The 17,566-nt window shown below is 65.7% G+C and carries 15 protein-coding genes and 1 tRNA gene; 7 read left to right on the forward strand and 9 right to left on the reverse strand.

Annotation, left to right across the window (positions count from 1 at the left end; genetic code table 11):
* Nucleotides 1-141: 141 nt before the first annotated feature.
* Nucleotides 142-612, forward strand: coding sequence for a hypothetical protein (locus GL279_RS11945; RefSeq protein WP_155064872.1), 471 nt, complete (start codon nucleotides 142-144; stop codon nucleotides 610-612).
* Between the two features lie 284 nt (nucleotides 613-896).
* On the opposite strand, the gene GL279_RS11950 is transcribed toward GL279_RS11945, so the two are convergent.
* A tRNA-Ser gene (locus tag GL279_RS11950) sits at nucleotides 897-986 on the reverse strand.
* 127 nt (nucleotides 987-1,113) lie between these two features.
* Between GL279_RS11950 and GL279_RS11955 the strand changes: the two genes are divergently transcribed.
* The 3 genes from GL279_RS11955 (at nucleotide 1,114) to GL279_RS11965 (ending at nucleotide 5,790) form a co-directional block, all read left to right on the forward strand.
* Nucleotides 1,114-2,172 carry an NUDIX domain-containing protein gene (locus GL279_RS11955; RefSeq protein ID WP_155064873.1) on the forward strand — a complete coding sequence of 353 codons (1,059 nt, stop codon included), beginning with the start codon at nucleotides 1,114-1,116 and terminating at the stop codon, nucleotides 2,170-2,172.
* A 97-nt stretch (nucleotides 2,173-2,269) separates the two neighbouring features.
* Complete coding sequence (locus GL279_RS11960) at nucleotides 2,270-3,301, forward strand: cysteine synthase A (RefSeq protein ID WP_155064874.1); 1,032 nt, start codon at nucleotides 2,270-2,272, stop codon at nucleotides 3,299-3,301.
* 8 nt (nucleotides 3,302-3,309) lie between these two features.
* The gene (locus GL279_RS11965) at nucleotides 3,310-5,790 is read left to right on the forward strand and encodes a DUF3772 domain-containing protein (protein WP_155064875.1); all 2,481 of its coding nucleotides are present in this window, start codon (nucleotides 3,310-3,312) and stop codon (nucleotides 5,788-5,790) included.
* 29 nt (nucleotides 5,791-5,819) lie between these two features.
* Here GL279_RS11965 and GL279_RS11970 read toward each other — a convergent pair whose 3' ends face one another.
* From GL279_RS11970 to GL279_RS11985, 4 genes are all read right to left on the reverse strand, one after another.
* Nucleotides 5,820-6,890 carry an AI-2E family transporter gene (locus GL279_RS11970; RefSeq protein WP_155064876.1) on the reverse strand — a complete coding sequence of 357 codons (1,071 nt, stop codon included), beginning with the start codon at nucleotides 6,888-6,890 and terminating at the stop codon, nucleotides 5,820-5,822.
* Between the two features lie 62 nt (nucleotides 6,891-6,952).
* Nucleotides 6,953-9,700, reverse strand: a complete 2,748-nt coding sequence (gyrA, locus tag GL279_RS11975; protein ID WP_425495604.1) for a DNA gyrase subunit A — start codon at nucleotides 9,698-9,700, stop codon at nucleotides 6,953-6,955.
* A gap of 105 nt (nucleotides 9,701-9,805) precedes the next feature.
* Nucleotides 9,806-10,291: a disulfide bond formation protein B gene (locus GL279_RS11980; RefSeq protein WP_170293961.1), complete on the reverse strand. Its 486-nt coding sequence runs from the start codon at nucleotides 10,289-10,291 to the stop codon at nucleotides 9,806-9,808.
* A gap of 61 nt (nucleotides 10,292-10,352) precedes the next feature.
* On the reverse strand, nucleotides 10,353-10,949 hold the full coding sequence (locus tag GL279_RS11985) for a DedA family protein (protein WP_155064878.1): 597 nt from the start codon (nucleotides 10,947-10,949) through the stop codon (nucleotides 10,353-10,355).
* A gap of 146 nt (nucleotides 10,950-11,095) precedes the next feature.
* Here GL279_RS11985 and ypfJ point away from each other — a divergent pair, with 146 nt between their 5' ends.
* Nucleotides 11,096-11,944 (forward strand): KPN_02809 family neutral zinc metallopeptidase, encoded by an 849-nt coding sequence (gene ypfJ, locus GL279_RS11990; RefSeq protein ID WP_155064879.1) that lies wholly within the window; start codon nucleotides 11,096-11,098, stop codon nucleotides 11,942-11,944.
* Nucleotides 11,945-11,979: 35 nt separating this feature from the next.
* Here ypfJ and GL279_RS11995 read toward each other — a convergent pair whose 3' ends face one another.
* Nucleotides 11,980-12,168, reverse strand: a complete 189-nt coding sequence (locus GL279_RS11995) for a hypothetical protein (RefSeq protein WP_155064880.1) — start codon at nucleotides 12,166-12,168, stop codon at nucleotides 11,980-11,982.
* Nucleotides 12,169-12,223: 55 nt separating this feature from the next.
* On the opposite strand from GL279_RS11995, the gene GL279_RS12000 reads away from it, so the two are divergent.
* Nucleotides 12,224-12,688, forward strand: a complete 465-nt coding sequence (locus GL279_RS12000; RefSeq protein ID WP_155064881.1) for a type II toxin-antitoxin system RatA family toxin — start codon at nucleotides 12,224-12,226, stop codon at nucleotides 12,686-12,688.
* Here GL279_RS12000 and GL279_RS12005 read toward each other — a convergent pair.
* From GL279_RS12005 to ccrA, 3 genes are all read right to left on the reverse strand, one after another.
* Nucleotides 12,676-13,281, reverse strand: coding sequence for a sulfotransferase family protein (locus tag GL279_RS12005; RefSeq protein WP_155064882.1), 606 nt, complete (start codon nucleotides 13,279-13,281; stop codon nucleotides 12,676-12,678). The genes GL279_RS12000 and GL279_RS12005 overlap by 13 nt on opposite strands.
* Nucleotides 13,282-13,394: 113 nt before the next feature.
* A complete protein-coding gene (gene gdhA / locus GL279_RS12010; RefSeq protein WP_155064883.1) occupies nucleotides 13,395-14,756 on the reverse strand; it encodes an NADP-specific glutamate dehydrogenase in 1,362 nt (453 codons plus the stop codon).
* 176 nt (nucleotides 14,757-14,932) lie between these two features.
* Nucleotides 14,933-16,222 (reverse strand): crotonyl-CoA carboxylase/reductase, encoded by a 1,290-nt coding sequence (gene ccrA / locus GL279_RS12015; RefSeq protein WP_155064884.1) that lies wholly within the window; start codon nucleotides 16,220-16,222, stop codon nucleotides 14,933-14,935.
* 262 nt (nucleotides 16,223-16,484) lie between these two features.
* Here ccrA and GL279_RS12020 point away from each other — a divergent pair, with 262 nt between their 5' ends.
* Entirely contained in the window at nucleotides 16,485-17,564 is a 1,080-nt protein-coding gene (locus tag GL279_RS12020; RefSeq protein ID WP_170293962.1) for an acyltransferase family protein, read from the forward strand.
* Nucleotides 17,565-17,566 lie beyond the last annotated feature (2 nt).

Genomic DNA, 17,566 nt, shown 5'->3' on the forward strand with positions numbered 1-17,566 from the left:
CCGAAACGCAGGCCCGCGTCGGCTGCGCCAGCTGGAAAGCTACGCCGCCACGGGCCTGCTCAACCGCGCGCCAAAGGGGTCACTTTTGGGCGCCGATCGGGGGGGCCGTTTGGATGCCGATTGACAGTCGCGCGTTTCCGCATGCTGACCAACTTCAGCCGCGATCTGGGGCCGAACGGTACGATGATCTTCGGCGGCCAGGCCGCCCACTTTGCCTGGATCGAGGCACGCTCGTCCTACGTCCACGGCAACTTCGCCGCCACAATCCTGCTGTGCCAGGGGCTGGTCGAGCATCTACTGGCGGCCTGGTTGCACGTCGGCCTTCTGATTGACGACATCCCCAACCGGATCTCCTTTCGTGAAACCCTGCGCCGCTGCCGCGAGCGGGACGTGATCTCCGATCTGGACGTGACCGACCTGCAAAGGCTGATGGGCCTGCGCACCCCGCTGTCCCATTTCCGGCACGCCGATGATGCCGGCAATCTCGACCGCCGCTCGCTCGACACCGGCCAGCACGCCGCCGACGTCGTTCGCCACGACGCCATCTTCGCCATCGGCCTCGCCGTCAGAATGCTGGCCAAGCCCGCCTTCCGCCTTGGACCGACCGCCTGAGCCGGGTGCCGCGACGCCATTACGGTTCGACTCCGGTTCCATCCCGCTAACGCCCCTCTCGTCGAAGTGCTCAGCCTGGCCCTGAAATAAACAATCCCTGCCAATGGCTTGCAGAACTTTACCAAATCCGCGCAGTCAACAGGTCCGGAGAATATCGGCCCGGAGAGAACGCTTTCGGGCCTACTGGCACCGGGGCCAGTGCTCAGCCCCTCCCGCATAACCCTCGAAAACAACGGAATAATCCGGCCGCAGCCGGATCGGGAGAACGCTTTCGCAAGGGCAAGTGGCGGAGAGGGTGGGATTCGAACCCACGGAACCCTTGCAGGCTCAACGGTTTTCGAGACCGCCCCGTTCGACCACTCCGGCACCTCTCCGCGCTTCTTGGGTGGTGGCGGGGATTTAGACGGGACGGGGTTGAAGCGCAAGGGGCTTCGCGCGAAAAAAACGGCGAAACTTTCAAGGCGGTGTCCCAATGTCCGATTTTCCCCGAAAACCTGCGCCATGCTGCTGATCGGCGCGCTTGCTCATCCGGCGCTGCGGCTGCGGCTGGCGCCTCAGGCGGTGGCGGCGCCGCCGATTGCGTGCCGGCTCTCGGGCGGTGGCCGGGCCGGGATTCTGGCCGGAGGCTTTGCCGCGCTGCGGCCCGGTCTGGGTCAGATCCCGGCATGGCGCACCGATTGGACGCCGCAATTGCGGCGCTATGCGGCGATCTTCGACCTGCACCCGCAAGAGGTCGAGGGCCAGCAGGTGCTGGGCGTGCAGACCGGCGATTCCGATCCCGATCTGGCGTGGCAGCCCGAACTGGCCGGCGCCATGGCGGACTGGTTGCTGAACCTGCCCGAAACCCGCCCGGCCGAGGCCATCCGCCAGCGCCTGAACGGCATCGCCATTTGGGTCGCCTCGCGCCTTCGGGCGGCGCAGGACAGCGCGCATCTGCCGCAGCTGGGCCCCGAGGGGGACGAGCGGTTGCAGGTGCTGGACCGGCACGAGCCCTATGCGAATTTCTTTTCGGTCGAGGAACTGACCCTGCGCCACCGCCGCCATCGTGGCGACTGGACGCCCGAGGTGCTGCGGGCGGTCTTTGTCTCGGGCGATGCCACGGTGGTGCTGCCCTGGGATCCGGTGCGCGACACCGTGCTGCTGATCGACCAGTTCCGCGCGGCCCCGGCGGCACGGGGCGATCTGCAACCGTGGTTCTATGAAACCGTTGCCGGCCGCGTCGATCCGGGCGAGACGCCCGAGACCGCCGCCCTGCGCGAGGCGCTGGAGGAGGCCGGGCTGCCGCTGCGCCAGCTGCTGCCCGGGCCGCACAACTATCCCAGCCCCGGCATGCTGGCCGAGTTCCTGTATCTTTACGTTGGCATTGCCGATCTGCCCGAGACGGCGGCGGGTTTCGGCGGGCTTGATGCCGAGGACGAGGACATCCGCAGCCATATCCTGCCGCGCGCCGAGCTGACGCGCATGGCCATGTCGGGCCAGATCCGCAACGGGCCGCTTCTGTCGCTGGCGCTGTGGCTGGAACTGGCGCATGAGGATCTGCGCAGGAAACTTCCGGGCTAAATCCCGGGTTTACTTCGGCGGCGACGGCCCGGCCGGGGTTGCCGCCATCCGACGCACCCGTGTAAACCGGGGCGATCCATTCGCGAAAGGCCAAGCCATGCGCATCTGCCCCGACCTCGCCTCTGCCATCGGCAATACCCCCCTGATCCGCCTGCGCCGGGCGTCCGAAGAAACGGGCTGCGAGATTCTGGGCAAGGCCGAATTCATGAACCCCGGCCAGTCGGTCAAGGACCGCGCCGCGCTTTATATCATCCGCGACGCGGTGGCGCGGGGCGAATTGAAGCCGGGCGGCACCATCGTCGAGGGCACCGCCGGCAACACCGGCATCGGTCTGGCGCTGGTCGGCGCCTCGATGGGCTTCCGCTCGGTCATCGTCATCCCCGAGACGCAGAGCCAGGAGAAAAAGGACATGCTGCGTCTGGCCGGTGCCGAACTGGTCGAGGTTCCGGCGCAGCCCTACAAGAACCCGAACAACTATGTGCGCTATTCCGGCCGTCTGGCCGAGGAACTGGCGCGGACCGAACCGAACGGCGCGATCTGGGCCAACCAGTTCGACAATACCGCCAACCGTCAGGCACATGTCGAAACCACCGGCCCCGAGATCTGGGAACAGACCGGCGGCCGGGTCGATGGCTTCATCTGCGCCGTGGGCTCGGGCGGCACGCTGGCCGGCGTCGCCGATGCCCTGCAACCCAAGGGCGTCAAGATCGGCCTTGCCGACCCCGAGGGCGCGGCGCTTTACAGCTTCTACACCGAGGGCGTGTTCGACAGCCCCGGTTCCTCGATCACCGAGGGCATCGGCCAGGGCCGCATCACCGCGAACCTCGAAGGCTTCACCCCCGATTTCGCCTATCGCATCTCTGATGCCGAGGCGCTGCCGGTGATCTTTGACCTGCTGGAGTACGAGGGGCTTTGCTTGGGTGGCTCGTCCGGGGTCAACATCGCCGGCGCGATCCGCATGGCGCGCGATATGGGCCCGGGCCATGTCATCACCACCGTGCTCTGCGACTACGGCACGCGCTACCAGACCAAGCTCTTCAACCCGGACTTCCTGCGCGCCAAAAGCTTGCCCGTGCCGCAATGGATGGTGCGCAAACCCGCCGAACTGCCCGAAGTCTTCGAGGATTGAGACCTGCCATGCCCCGGCTGACCAAGCTGATCGCGGCTTTCGTAACCGCGCTGTCGCTGTTTCTTGCCGTGTCCGCCTGGGCGCAGGACCAGCCGCAGGCGCCGGATTACGACGCCTGGAACAAGCTGGCCGGGCAGGCCGAGCAGATTCTTGAAAGCGGGCAGGCCAATGATGCCCGCCTGCAATCCATCCGCGATCAGGTCGTGGGCTGGCGCGACCGGTTCAAGGCGGCCGAGGGCACCAATTCAACCCGCATCGCCACCCTTAAGGATCAGATCAACGCCCTTGGGCCGCCACCGGCCGAGGGCCAGACCGAATCGGACGATATCGCCGCCCGGCGCAAGGATCTGAACGACCAGCTGTCGCAATTGCAGGCCCCCGGCCTGCAGGCGGTCGAGGGGTTCGGTCGCGCCGACGGCATCGTGCAGCAGATCGACCAGACGGTGCGCCAGCGCCAGACCTTCGCGCTGATCCGTCGCACGCCGACACCGCTGAACCCCGCCAACTGGGGCCCGGCGCTGGCCGAGGCCGGCGGCGTCGGCATGCATGTCTATGACGAGGTTCAGACCGGCTGGGCCGATTTCGGCAACAGCCCCGACCTGACCAGCCGGATTCTGGTGACACTGGGCTTTCTGGCTGCGGCTCTGCTGTTGCTGTCGCGGGGCCGGCGCTGGGTGGATTCGCTGCCCGGGCGGCTGTCGGCGCGGGCCAGCGAACGCTCGCGCGCCGCACTGATCTTTGCGGTGTCGCTGGGCCAGATCGCCATTCCCTTCATCGGCATCGTGCTGGCGACCGCCGCCCTGATCGCGACCGAGCTTTTCGGCGATTGGGGCGTGCCGCTGTTGCGCTCGATCCCGCAGGCGGGGATGGCATTCTTTGGCGGCTTCTGGCTGGCGCGGCGGCTCTTCCCCGAGCCGGGCACCGCCGTCACCCCTCCCTTGCCTTTGCCCGAAGAGAACCGCCGGCAGGCCGCGTTCCGCGCCACCATGCTGGCGCTGTCGGTGGCGCTGCATCAGCTGTTTTCGCGCACGGTGCTGCCGCTGTCGGGGTTCCACAGCCAGAACGATTCGCTGACCGTGCCGCAGCGCCTCAGCGAGGCCTCGGCCGGGGTCTGGCATTTCCTGATGATTCTGGTGGCGGCGTTTTTCCTGTTCCAGCTCAGCAATGTCCTGCGCCGGCTGCGGCCCACTGACAGCGAGGCCCCCGATTATCGCATCCGGCTGGTGGCCTTTCTGGCCGCGCTGGGCCGGGTCGTCGCCGTGGTCTCGCCGCTGCTGGCGGCGGCGGGCTATGTGACCGGAGCGAATGCGCTTTTGTGGTCGACGATCCTGACGCTGGCGCTGGTCGGTCTGCTGCTGGTGCTGCAGGATTTCATCGGCGATCTTTACGCGCTTGCCAAGGGCGGCGACCAGAAGGCGGCGCGCGACGCGCTGATGCCGGTGCTGATCGGCTTTGCACTGGTGCTGTTGTCGGCGCCACTGTTTGCGCTGATCTGGGGGGCTCGGACCAGCGATCTGGCCGAGGCCTGGACCCGCGCGCAGCTGGGCTTCAGCTTTGGCGGGGTGACGCTGTCGCCCTTTGCCATCCTGACCTGCCTTGTGGTGTTCATCATCGGCTATTCGCTGACCGGCTTTGTGCAGGGCGCGATGCGCAGCTCGATCCTGCCCAAGACCAAGCTGGATCCGGGTGGCCAGAACGCCGTCAGCTCGATCATCGGCTATGTCGGCATCGCGCTGTCGGCGCTGCTGGCGATCACCTCGGCGGGGATCAACCTGTCCTCGCTGGCGGTCGTCGCCGGTGCCCTGTCGGTCGGTATCGGTTTCGGCATGCAGCAGGTGGTGTCGAACTTTGTTTCGGGCATCATCCTGCTGGTCGAGCGTCCGATCGCCGTCGGCGACTGGATCGAGGTCAGCGGCCAGCAGGGCATCGTCAAGAAGATGGCGGTGCGTGCGACCCAGATCCGCACCTTCGACCGCAACGACATCATCATCCCGAACTCGAACCTGATCACGCAGCCGGTGACCAACTGGACGCGGGGCAGCCTGCAGGGGCGCATCATCATCCCGCTGACCGTCAGTGTCACCGCCGACAGCCGCGAGGTGGCGCGACTTATGATCGAGATCGCCGAGGATCAGCCGACCATCATGGTCAACCCCGCGCCGGTGGCCTTCCTGCGCACGATCACCTCGACCGGGCTGACCTTCGAGCTGCGCGCGGTGGTGGCCGACATCAATGGCGGCACCGCCGTGGTGTCCGAGATCAACCACCAGATCCTCAAGCGTTTCGCCGAGGCCGGGATTTCCCTGCCGGGCAGCACGCGGGCGTCGCAGGACGTCTATCTTTACAAGACCGCCGAGGCACCGGCACCCGCAGCCGGCGAGGATGGCGGGGACGCAGATCTGCCGGCTACTGTGCCCAGCCAGACCGACCCGCCGTCGCATGTCTCGCGCGATTTCGGCCCGGCGGCGGGGCAGGACGGGCGGGCCTAGGCCGGGCAAGGCGCGCCTCGGCGGGCCGGTCAGGCCCGCAGCCGGCGCGGCGGCTCCTGCTCGGGCACGCCCTCTTGCGACAACAGCACCGCCACCGGCCGCAACCACGGGATCTGCGCGCAGACGATCATCACCGCCACCATGATCGGCACCGCCAGAAAAGTGCCGGCAATGCCCCAGACCGCGCCCCAGAAGGCCAGCGCCAGCACGATCCCGAACGAGGACAGCCGCAACGTCTGACCCAGCAGCATCGGGTCAAAGATATTGCCGATGACGAAATGCACCATGGTCGCCAGCCCGCCCACGACAACCGTGGTGGTGGGATCGCCGGTCTGCGCCAGAATAACCGCCGCCGTGATCACCATGGCGATGATCGAGCCGATGGTCGGGATAAAATTCAGGATGAAGGTCAGCGTGGCGATGGCCCCCGCCAGTTCCAGCCCGGCGGCGCGGAACAGCGCCCAGATCAGCGCCGCCGTCACCGCGCTGATCGCGGCCTTGACCACCAGATAGCGGTTCACCCGGCGCATGATGGTATGGATGATGCCCATGACCTCGCCGGCGCGGGTGGCATCGCCCGTCAGCCGCTCGATCTTGATCGGGAACCAGATCCGCTCGCTGAACATGAAGCCCACGAAGGTCAGGATCAGCACCGAGCCTGAGATCAGGTTCGAGGCCTGCGCGGCCGCCGAACGGATCCAGCCCGCCACGTCGATATTGCCAAGGAAGGTGGTGATGCTTTCCTGCGCCTTCGGCCCCCAGCGCTGGCTAAGGCTGGACAGCACCGCCTGCGCGCGGTCCGAATAGGCGATCGAGGTCGAGACCACCTCGTTGATCTGGCTGACCACGGCGGTTGCGGCCCAAAGCACGCCGACGGTGATCGCGATCAGCGCCAGCGTCGTTGCCAGCCAATTGGGCACTTTCAGCCGGGCAAAGGCAGAGATCGCATCCGATGTCAGGGAAAAGATGATGATGGCAAAGGCAAGGCAGATCAGGATGAAGCGCGCCTGCACCAGCAATGCCAGAATCAGGCCAAAGGCAATGACCCCCAGAAAGCCGGTCTGCAACCGCTCGCTCAGCTGCGAGTCACGCGCCTTCAATGGCCATCCTCATGTCCTTTGCGGGCCGGGGCAGGGCGGTTCCCACCCCGGCGGGGCCGGGATCATTCCTCGGCTTCATCCTCACCGCTCTCGGCGATGCGGGCAACAGAAACCACGGTTTCATCGGCGCCCGTATTGAAAACGCGCACGCCGCCGGCAGTCCGCGACCGGAAGCTGATGCCTTCGACAGGCACGCGGATCGATTGCCCGGTCGAGGTGGCCAGCATGATCTGGTCGTCGCGTTCCACCGGGAAGCTGGCGACCAGCGCGCCGCCGCGCATCGCCTTGTCCATGGCGGTGACGCCCTGACCGCCGCGCCCGCGCAGCGGATAGTCGAAGCTTGAGCTGATCTTGCCCGCACCCTTGGCGGTGATGGTCAGGATCAGATCCTCGGCCGCCGACATCTCGGCATAGCGTTCCTGGCTGATCGCGCCCTCGGTCACGGCCTCTTCGTCCTCATCGGCCTCGGCGCCATCGTCCAGCGCGCCCTCGACCGCGCGGCGCATCTTCAGATAGGCGGCACGCTCGGCCTGATCGGTCTCAAAGTGGCGGATGACGGACATGCTGACCACACGGTCGCCGTCATTGACCAGCCGGATGCCGCGCACGCCGGTGGAATCGCGGCTGCGGAACACCCGCACATCCGTGGTCTGGAAGCGGATCGCGCGGCCCGAGGCGGTGACCAGCATCACATCGTCATTCTCGGTCGCCAGCCGTACGCCGATCAGCTCGACCCCTTCGGGCAGCTTCATGGCGATCTTGCCGTTGCGCATGATATTGGTGAAATCCGACAGCGCGTTGCGGCGCACATCGCCATCCGAGGTGGCAAAGACCACCTGATAATCGTCCCAATCCGCCTCGGGCGCGTCCATCGGCAGCAGCGCCGCGATGGAAACCCCGGCCTGGATCGGCAGGATATTGACGATGGCCTTGCCCTTCGAGGTGCGCCCGCCCAAAGGCAGCCGCCAGGTCTTGAGCCGATAGACCATGCCGTCGGTGGTAAAGAACAGCAGTTCGGTATGGGTATTGGCGACGAACAGCGTGGTGACGACGTCGTCTTCCTTGGTCGCCATGCTGGCCAGGCCTTTGCCGCCGCGCCGCTGGCTGCGGAATTCGGCCAGCGCCGTGCGCTTGATATAGCCGCCCGAGGTGATGGTCACGACCATGTCCTCGCGCTCGATCAGGTCCTCGTCGTCCATGTCGCCGGCCCAGTCCGAGATCTCGGTGCGGCGCGGCACGGCGAACAGGTTCCTCACTTCGGTCAGTTCCGCCGAGATGATGCCCATGATCCGCTCGCGCGAGGCGAGGATGGCCAGGAATTCGCGGATCGAATCCGCCAGAGTTTTCAGCTCGTCGGTGACCTCCTGCACGCCCAGCTGCGTCAGGCGCTGCAGGCGCAGTTCCAGAATGGCGCGGGCCTGCGTTTCCGACAGGTTATAGGTGCCATCCTCGTTCACCGGATGCAGCGGATCGTCGATCAGCTTCAGATATTCGACGATCTCATGCGCCGGCCAGCGGCGTTCCATCAGGCGCTGGCGCGCCTCGGCGGCATCGGCACTGCTGCGGATGGTCGCCACCACCTCATCGACGTTCGACACCGCCACGGCCAGACCGCACAGCACATGTGCGCGCTCGCGGGCCTTGCGCAGCTCATAGGCGGTGCGGCGGGCGACGACCTCCTCGCGGAAGGTGATGAAATGCGTCAGAAAATCGCGCAGAGTCAGCTGCTCGGGCCGGCCGCCGTTCAGCGCCAGCATGTTGCAGCCGAAACTGGTCTGCATGGCGGTAAAGCGGAACAGCTGGTTCAGCACCACCTCGGCGGTGGCGTCGCGCTTCAGCTCGACCACCACGCGCACACCGATCCGGTCGGATTCGTCCTGCACATGGGCGATGCCCTCGATGCGCTTTTCCTTGGCCAGTTCGGCGATCTTCTCGATCAGCGTGGCCTTGTTCACCTGATAGGGGATCTCGTCGAGGATGATCAGCTGCCGCCCATTGCGGCCTTCCTCAATGCGGGTCTTGGCCCGGATGATGACGCTGCCACGCCCCTCAAGATAGGCCTTGCGCGCGCCCGAGCGGCCAAGGATCACGCCGCCGGTCGGAAAGTCCGGGCCGGGTACGATTTCCAGCAGACGCTCGGTCGGCAGGTCCGGGTTCTCGATCAGCGCCAGCGTGGCATCAACCACCTCGCCCAGATTGTGCGGCGGGATGTTGGTGGCCATGCCGACGGCGATGCCACCCGCGCCATTGACCAGCATGTTGGGGAAACGCGCCGGCAGGACGGTCGGCTCGCGGTCCTTGCCGTCGTAGTTGTCCTGAAACTCGACCGTGTCCTTGTCGATGTCCATCAACAGATAGGCCGAGGGCTTGTCCATCCGCACTTCGGTGTAACGCATGGCGGCGGCGCTGTCGCCGTCCATGGACCCGAAGTTGCCCTGACCATCCAGAAGCGGCAGCGACATCGAAAAGTCCTGCGCCATCCGCACCAAGGCGTCATAGATCGCGGAATCGCCATGCGGGTGGTATTTCCCCATCACGTCGCCGACCGGGCGCGCCGATTTGCGATAGGGCTTGTCATGGGTGTTGCCGGTCTCGTGCATGGCGAACAGGATGCGCCGGTGCACGGGCTTCAGGCCGTCGCGCAGGTCGGGGATCGCCCGGCTGACGATGACCGACATGGCATAATCCAGATAGGACGAGCGCATCTCGTCCGAGATGTCGATCACCGGGCCGTCATGGGCCATCACGGCGCGTTCGGGCGCGCCGTTTTCCGGGGTATCGTCATCGCCATTTTCGGGGGTATCAGCCACAGGGTTCGCCTCAACATCTTGTTGAGAAACGGTCTATCCCATACCAGCCCAAGGTGCAATCTTTGCCCGTCCCGCCGCCAAGGAAAAGCCGGCGAAAGGCCGGTTTCAGGCCAGCCCGCCGACCCGGTTGCGCCGACGCAGGCAGGCCGCCCAGATGCCCGCCAGCATGGCCGAGCAGATCGCGTTCCAGCCCGCCATCGAGATGCCGAACAGGCTCCATGCGATCTGGTCGCAGCGCACCACCGGCGCGGCCTGCAGCGCGGTCACCAGATCCTGCGTGGACATGTTGGCCAACCCGCTGACCCCGCCCGAGCAATGCTGCGGCCCGGCCCAAAGTTTCAGCTCGACCCCGGCGTGATAGGAGGCAAGGCCAAAGGCCGCCAGCGCTGCCAGCAGACCCAGCGCGACCAGCGAGCGCCGCCAGCCGACCACCGCGATGGCAAGCCCCGACAGCGCCGCGACCACATGCGGCCAGCGCTGCAACAGGCACAGCTCGCAGGGCGCATATCCCAGCGCCTGAAAGGTCAGCGCGGCGGCCAGCAGCGCGGCCGAACCCGCGCCTGCCAGCATGGCCAGTTCTCTTTGGGTCATCTGCTTCATCCGTTCGGGTTAGGGCCTCTGCCGCAAGCCGGCAAATCCCAATGGTGTGATCTCAGTGCCGCTTCCAGGTCACGACACGATAAAGATAGGCCGCAACCACGGCGATGACGACCAGCTTGGACAGCGGATCGACATAGCCTTCGACGCGGGTATAGTTTTCATGCAGCAGCAGGCCGGCAAAAGTCAGGGCGGCGGTCCAGACCGCGCTGCCTGCCGCGGTAAAGACCAGAAACTTGCCAAAGGGCATCCGCGCCAGCCCCGCCGGGACCGAGATCAGCGTCCGGATCGCCGGGATCATGCGGCCAAAGAACACCGCCGCCGCGCCATGACGCTCGAACCAGCCGCGCGCATTGTCGATATCGGCGGGCGACAGCGCCATCAGCCGGCCATAGCGGCCCGCAAAGCGCTTGATGCGCGCCTCGCCGATCCACATGCCGATGAAATACCATGTCATGGTGCCGACGGTCGAACCCAGCGTGCCGATCAGGATGGTCAGCCCCAGCGACAGCTTGCCCTGCGCGGCCAGAAATCCGGCCAGCGGCATGATCACCTCCGAGGGAATCGGCGGGAACAGGTGCTCGGCCACCATCAGCAGGAAAACCCCCAGATAGCCCCAGCTATCGATCGTCGAGACAACCCAGTCGAACATCAGCTTCTCCTGCTTGCGCCTGCCTGCATCCTTGCGCGGCCTTGCTGGCCAGCATGGCCGCGACTGTCAAGCCTGCGTGGCAGTTGCAGCAGGGGGGATTTCGGGCCACTCTGCGGCCCTGAGGTGCTTCAACGCGGGGGAAAACCATGGAATGGCGAGGCAGGCGGGGCAGCCGCAACGTCGAGGACCGGCGGGGGATGGGCCGGGCCGGTGCCGGCGGGGTCGGCATCGTCGGCATGCTGGCGATTCTGGCCGTGGGATATTTCTTTGGCATCGACATCACGCCGATCGTGCAGGGAATCGATGGCGGCAGCCAAAGCGGGCAAAGCCGCGAGCTGACGCAGGAGGAAAAGGAATCGGGGCAATTCGTCTCGGTCGTGCTGGCCGATACCGAGGAGGTCTGGAGCAGGGTGCTGCCCGAACAGGCCGGGGTGAAATACACCGACCCGCAGCTGGTGATGTTCTCGGGCGTGGTCAACTCGGCCTGCGGCAGCGCGCAATCGGCGATGGGGCCGTTCTATTGCCCCAATGACCGCAAGGTCTATCTGGATACCGATTTCTTCAAGATCATGTCGCAAAAGATGGGGGCGGGCGGCGATTTCGCCTATGCCTATGTCATCGCGCATGAGGTGGGCCACCATGTCCAGAACCTTCTGGGCATCCTTGGCCAGACCATGAAGGCGCGCCAGCAGACCGATGAGGTGACGGCCAACCACATCTCGGTCGCGACCGAATTGCAGGCCGATTGCTTTGCCGGCATCTGGGCGCGGCAGGCCAATGAGCAATTCGGCACCATCCAGCCCGGCGACATCGAAGAGGCGATCAATGCCGCCGCCGCCGTGGGCGACGACACGCTGATGACCAAGGCCGGCCGGGCGCCGATGCCCGATGCCTTTACCCATGGCTCGTCGCGCGACCGCATGACCTGGTTCAAGCGTGGCTTTGACAGCGGCCAGCTGGCCAATTGCGACACGTTCAAGGCCGCGGGCTTCTGACCCGGTGGGGGCGCGTCAGGCGCCCCCGTTTCGGCTCAGGGGCGCAGCAGGCGCATGCCGCGCGGGCGCTCCATCACCGCCCAGTCGGGCCACCAGCCGAAATGCTGCAGGCCCGCGATGGCCAGCGCCACGGCGACGATCCCCAGCACCAGCACGACCCGGCTGGCTTTGGGTGGATTTCTGGCCCAGCGTGACGCTCGGATCAGCCAGATTAGGTTGTTCATCCGCCCCATCCTTTGCTAGGGAACGCCGAAACGGAATCCGCCCCGGAACAGCTCTTTGCCTCAGCATAGCGACAGCCGCATCCTGCCCTATACCGCCGACCAGATGTATGCCCTGGTCGCCGATGTCGAAAGATACCCCGAGTTCCTGCCATGGAACAGCGCCGCCCGCATCCGCGCGCGCCGGCCCGGTCCCGAAGGCAGCGAGGTGATCGAAGCCGATCTGGTCATCAGCTTCAAGGTGTTTCGCGAACGCTTCGGCTCGCGCGTAACGCTGTGGCCGCAGCGCAAGCGCATCGACACCGAATATCTGGACGGGCCGTTCAAATACCTCAAAAGCGGCTGGACCTTTGCCGATCTGCCGGCGCAGGACGGCAAGCCTGCCTGCAAGGTCGAGTTCTTCGTCGATTTCGAATTCCGCAACGCCATCCTTGGCAAGGTGATCGGCGTCGTCTTTGGCGAGGCGATGACGCGCATCGTGCGCGCCTTTCAGGACCGGGCCCGCGCGCTTTACGGCTCCTGACGCGCGCCCTGCCACAGCGCATGTTCGTCCGACAGCGCGGCGCGCAGCCGCGCCTCGGCCTGAGGCGCCAGATCGGTCGCTGCCGCGGGCGAGACATTGGCGCGGGGCAGGGTGATCGGCTGCCCCAGACGTGCGGACAGGAAATCGACCAGCGCCGGCAGCGCCTCATAGCGGAAAAGGTGATCGACGGCGAATTCGCCGGCATTGTTCTGCATGAATTCCGATTGCCGGCCCAGCCGGGCGTGGGCCGGCCGCCGGCCCGGCGTCAGATAATCGGTGACGAAGCGTTCAAAGCTGATCGCGGCTGTGCTGTTGGGCTGGCCGATCAGCTCGTCGCGGGCGCGAAAGCGATACCAGCTGCGCAGCCAATCCAGCGGCTCGCGGATCACGGCCACGGTCTCGAAGGGCGCGCCGCCCAGCGGCTGCAACAGCGGCTGGATGCGGTTCTGATATTGCCGCAGGTTCAGGTGCTTGATTTCGGGCCGGCCGCGAAAGGCGATCTCGGCCCGCTCGGACAGCGCCTGCTCCAGCGCGGTGGTGCCGGTCTTGGGCACCGACAGCAGGACGATCCGTGGCTTGAGAAAGATCAGCATGGACAACCCGTGGTCGAAAGCATCCCTGCGGATTAACCGGCAAGGCGCGGGCTGGCAAGGTCGTCGGGTCGCAATGGGCAGCGGGCCGCAGATCCGGCCCGCCGCGTTTTGCTTCAGATCACGCCAAAGGCCCGCATCGGCTCGGCCACGCGGATGAAGCCGGCGATATTGGCGCCGATGACGTAATCGCCCGGCGCGCCGAATTCCTCGGCGGTCTCGTAGCAGCTGTCGTGGATGTCGCGCATGATCGTCGCCAGCCGCGCCTCGGTCTGCTCAAAGCTCCAGCGATCGCGCGAGGCGTTCTGCTGCATCTCCAGCGCCGAGGTGGCGACGCCACCCGCATTCGCGGCCTTGCCGGGGCCGAACTTGACGCCGGCCTGCTGGAAGGTGCGGATCGCCTCGGGGGTCGAGGGCATGTTTGCGCCTTCGCCCACCGCCTGCACGCCGTTCTTGACCAGTTTGGTGGCATCCTTGCCGGTCAGCTCGTTCTGCGTGGCCGACGGCATGGCGACATCGCAGGCCACGTCCCAGATCGCGCCATCGCCGGACTTGACGAAATAGACGCCGCTGCCTTCGCCCTTCAACCGGGCATATTCGGAAATGCGGCCGCGCCGGACTTCCTTGATTTCCTTGACCAGATCCAGATCCAGCCCGTTTTCATCGACGATATAGCCGCCGCTGTCGGAACAGGCGATGACCTTGCCGCCATAGGACTGCACCTTCTCGATCGTGTAGATCGCGACATTGCCCGAACCCGAGACGACGACCCGCTTGCCGTCGAAATCCTCGCCGCCGGTCTGCAGCATGGCGCGGGTGAAATAGGTGTTGCCGTATCCGGTGGCCTCCTTGCGCGCCAGCGAGCCGCCATAGAACAGCCCCTTGCCGGTCAGCACGCCCGCTTCATAGCGGTTGGTCAGGCGCTTGTATTGCCCGAACATATAGCCGATCTCGCGCGCGCCGACGCCGATGTCGCCCGCCGGCACGTCGGTATATTCGCCCAGATGGCGGTAAAGCTCGGTCATGAAGCTTTGGCAGAACCGCATGATCTCGCCATCCGAGCGCCCCTTGGGATCAAAGTCCGAGCCGCCCTTGCCGCCGCCGATGGGCAGGCCGGTCAGCGCGTTCTTGAAGGTCTGCTCGAAGCCCAGAAACTTGATGATGCCGACGTTCACCGAAGGATGGAACCGCAGCCCGCCCTTGTAGGGGCCCATGGCCGAGTTGAACTGCACGCGGAAACCGCGGTTGATCTGCACCCGCCCGGCGTCATCGGTCCATGGCACGCGAAAGATGATCTGCCGCTCGGGCTCGCAGATGCGCTCGATCAGGGCGTCCTCAAGGTAGTCGGGGCGCTTGGCCACCACCCGGCCAAGGCTTTCCAGCACCTCGCGCACCGCCTGGTGAAACTCGGGCTCGCCGGCGTTGCGGCTTACGACCTGCTCATAGATGGGCGCCAGCTTGTCGTCGATCTGCGGCATGTTGCGGGATCCTCCTTAAAAAGTCGGATTTGCGCATAGCCCAATGTTTCGGCAATTTGAATGGGTGTTTGGCGAATTTTGGGCAGTTTGCCAAAATTCTTGCCGAATTGGCGGGCAGGCCGCCCCCCGGCGCAGGTCAAGGGCCGGCCCGGTTGCTCCGGCCGGCCCGTCATGGTTCAGCGCCGCCCTGCCTCCAGAGCGTCCTCGAAGGTGCGCAGCCCGGTGACCGGCGACTGCACCAGCACCGCCATGTTGCCGGGCTTGTGCTGGTTGCGCAGCATCTTCAGATGCGCGGCCGGGATCTCGGCCCAGGGGAAGACTTCGGACATGCAGGGGTCGATCCGGCGCTCCAGCATCAGTTTGTTGGCTGCCGACGCCTGTTTCAGATGCGCGAAATGGCTGCCTTGCAGGCGCTTCTGGTGCATCCACATGTAGCGCACGTCAAAGGTGCAGTTGAAACCCGAGGTGCCGGCGCAGATCACCACCATGCCGCCCTTTTTGCAGACCAGCGTCGAGACCGGGAAGGTCGCCTCGCCGGGATGCTCAAAGACGATGTCGACGTTGTTGCCCTTGCCGGTGATGTCCCAGATCGCCTTGCCGAACTTGCGCGCCTCGGTGAACCAGTCCTTGTATTCGGGCGTGTTCACCGTGGGCAGTTGCCCCCAGCACTTGAAGTCCTTGCGGTTGATGACGCCCTTGGCGCCCAGCGACATGACGAATTCGCGCTTGTCCTCTTCCGAGATGACGCCGATGGCATTGGCGCCGGCAGCGTTGATCAGCTGGATCGCGAACGAGCCAAGCCCGCCCGAGGCGCCCCAGACCAACACGTTCATGCCCGGTTTCAGCTCATGCGGCTCATGGCCGAACAGCATCCGGTAGGCGGTGGCCAGCGTCAGCGTGTAGCAGGCCGATTCCTCCCAGGTCAGATGCTTGGGCCGCTTCATCAGTTGCTGCGCCTGCACGCGGGTGAATTGCGCGAACGATCCGTCCGGCGTCTCATAGCCCCAGATGCGCTGGCTGGGCGAGAACATCGGATCGCCGCCGTTGCATTCCTCGTCATTGCCGTCGTCCTGATTGCAATGGACCACGACCTCGTCGCCGACCTTCCAGTTCTTGACCTTGTCACCGACCGCCCAGACGATGCCCGAGGCATCCGAGCCCGCAATGTGATAGGGCGCGCCATGGCCGTCAAACGGGCTGATCGGAACGCCCAGACCGGCCCAGATGCCGTTGTAGTTGACGCCCGCCGCCATCACCAGAACCAGCACCTCGTTGCTGTCGATGCTGGGGGTTTCGACGACTTCGACCTGCATGGCCTTGTCGGGCTCGCCATGGCGCTCGCGGCGAATGGCCCAAGCATACATCGAGCGGGGCACATAGCCCAGAGGCGGCATTTCGCCGACCTCGTAAAGATCCTTTTGCGGCGCATCGTAAGGTGCGATCGTCGTCGGTGCGTCGAGGGCCATCTGCTTCTCCTGCATTGCCGCGCCGCAGAATCGGCCCGGCCATTGCGGTATAGCTAGCGGTGCTCGCGCAACATTGCAACCGTTTGCGACGGTAAATGCGCAACAATATGACCAAAGGTCAGGGTTTCGGCGGGCTTCTAGCTGCGATGCAGCACAGGGTCTGGCGGTAACTCTTTTGAAATGCGGCGATTTCTGATATGTAGAATATGCCTGCCAGCTGCATTTGCGGGCAGTTTCCCCTGTTCCTGTATCGAGTGCGTCTGTGACATCGACAGCTTTTCCCGCGACAAGCCGCCCGGCGGCCCCGGCCCGTCCGGCCGATCTGCCCATCGAAACCGTTCGCGCCATCGCCATTCTGGTGCTGGTCAGCTTTCACGTCATTGGCGGGGATGGCGGCGGCGGCGGGCGCGGGCTTGGCGTCACCTATCCGCATCCGCTGCGCTACTATGCCGATCTGCTGGTCGACATCCGCATGCCGCTCTTTGCCTTCGTCGCAGGCGTCGTCTACGCGCTGAAGCCGGTCGAGCCGGCGCAGCTTGGCCGCTTTCTTCTGGGCAAGCTGCGCCGGCTGGCCGTGCCCGGCATCACCGTCTTCATGCTGATGGCCGTGGTCATGGGCTCGCGCGAGGGGCGGATCATCACCCATCCCTGGGATGCCTATCTGCATCATTACGCGATCTTCTGGTTCCTGCAGGTGATGCTGGTGATCTTTGTCACCTATGGCACGCTCGACATCCTGACGCGGGGCCGGGTCCTGCTGCCCGCGCTGGCGCTGGCCCTGCTGGCGCTGGCGATGGGCTGGCGCTTTGACGCCACTTTCCTTGCGCTGAACCGCTATACGCATCTGATGGCCTATTTCCTGCTGGGCGTGGCCTTCTGCCGCTATCAGCCGCTGGTGCAGCGCCGGCGCGGCCTTGTGCTTGCGGTGGCGCTGGCCGCACTGGCGGCGGGGCTTGCGATGAATCTGGCAGTGCTGAACCAGACCGGCGCCTTTTCGACCGAGCGGCTGGACCTGCAAAGCCTGCTGCTGGGTAGCGGCACCAGCGTCGCGGCCTTTCTGCTGCTGCCGTCGCTGCGCTGGCTGTCCTGGCTGGGGGCCTATTCGCTGACCATCTATCTTTACCACATCCTGTTCACCTCGACGGCGCGGCGGGTGCTGTTCTCGGCCGGCATCGATTCGCCATGGGCGCATGTGCTGATCGGCACGGCGCTGGGCATCAGCCTGCCGATCGCGCTGCATCTGCTCAGCAACCGCTTCCGGCTCAGCCGCCTGCTGGTGCTGGGGCTGCGCGACCGCAATGCGGGCCAACGCCGCGCGGCCGGGGCCATGGCCACCGCCTAGGG

Source organism: Paracoccus limosus, from assembly GCF_009711185.1.
Taxonomy (GTDB): domain Bacteria; phylum Pseudomonadota; class Alphaproteobacteria; order Rhodobacterales; family Rhodobacteraceae; genus Paracoccus; species Paracoccus limosus.

What these genes read in the sequence shown, in the direction of transcription:
- GL279_RS11955 (WP_155064873.1), top strand. Translation starts at nt 1,114, where the DNA reads ATGCTGCTGATCGGCGCGCTTGCTCATCCGGCGCTGCGGCTGCGGCTG.
- GL279_RS11960 (WP_155064874.1), top strand. Translation starts at nt 2,270, where the DNA reads ATGCGCATCTGCCCCGACCTCGCCTCTGCCATCGGCAATACCCCCCTG.
- ypfJ (WP_155064879.1), top strand. Translation starts at nt 11,096, where the DNA reads ATGGAATGGCGAGGCAGGCGGGGCAGCCGCAACGTCGAGGACCGGCGG.
- gdhA (WP_155064883.1), bottom strand. Translation starts at nt 14,756, where the DNA reads ATGCCGCAGATCGACGACAAGCTGGCGCCCATCTATGAGCAGGTCGTA.
- GL279_RS11995 (WP_155064880.1), bottom strand. Translation starts at nt 12,168, where the DNA reads ATGAACAACCTAATCTGGCTGATCCGAGCGTCACGCTGGGCCAGAAAT.
- ccrA (WP_155064884.1), bottom strand. Translation starts at nt 16,222, where the DNA reads ATGGCCCTCGACGCACCGACGACGATCGCACCTTACGATGCGCCGCAA.
- GL279_RS11965 (WP_155064875.1), top strand. Translation starts at nt 3,310, where the DNA reads ATGCCCCGGCTGACCAAGCTGATCGCGGCTTTCGTAACCGCGCTGTCG.
- GL279_RS11985 (WP_155064878.1), bottom strand. Translation starts at nt 10,949, where the DNA reads ATGTTCGACTGGGTTGTCTCGACGATCGATAGCTGGGGCTATCTGGGG.
- GL279_RS12005 (WP_155064882.1), bottom strand. Translation starts at nt 13,281, where the DNA reads ATGCTGATCTTTCTCAAGCCACGGATCGTCCTGCTGTCGGTGCCCAAG.
- GL279_RS11980 (WP_170293961.1), bottom strand. Translation starts at nt 10,291, where the DNA reads ATGACCCAAAGAGAACTGGCCATGCTGGCAGGCGCGGGTTCGGCCGCG.
- GL279_RS11945 (WP_155064872.1), top strand. Translation starts at nt 142, where the DNA reads ATGCTGACCAACTTCAGCCGCGATCTGGGGCCGAACGGTACGATGATC.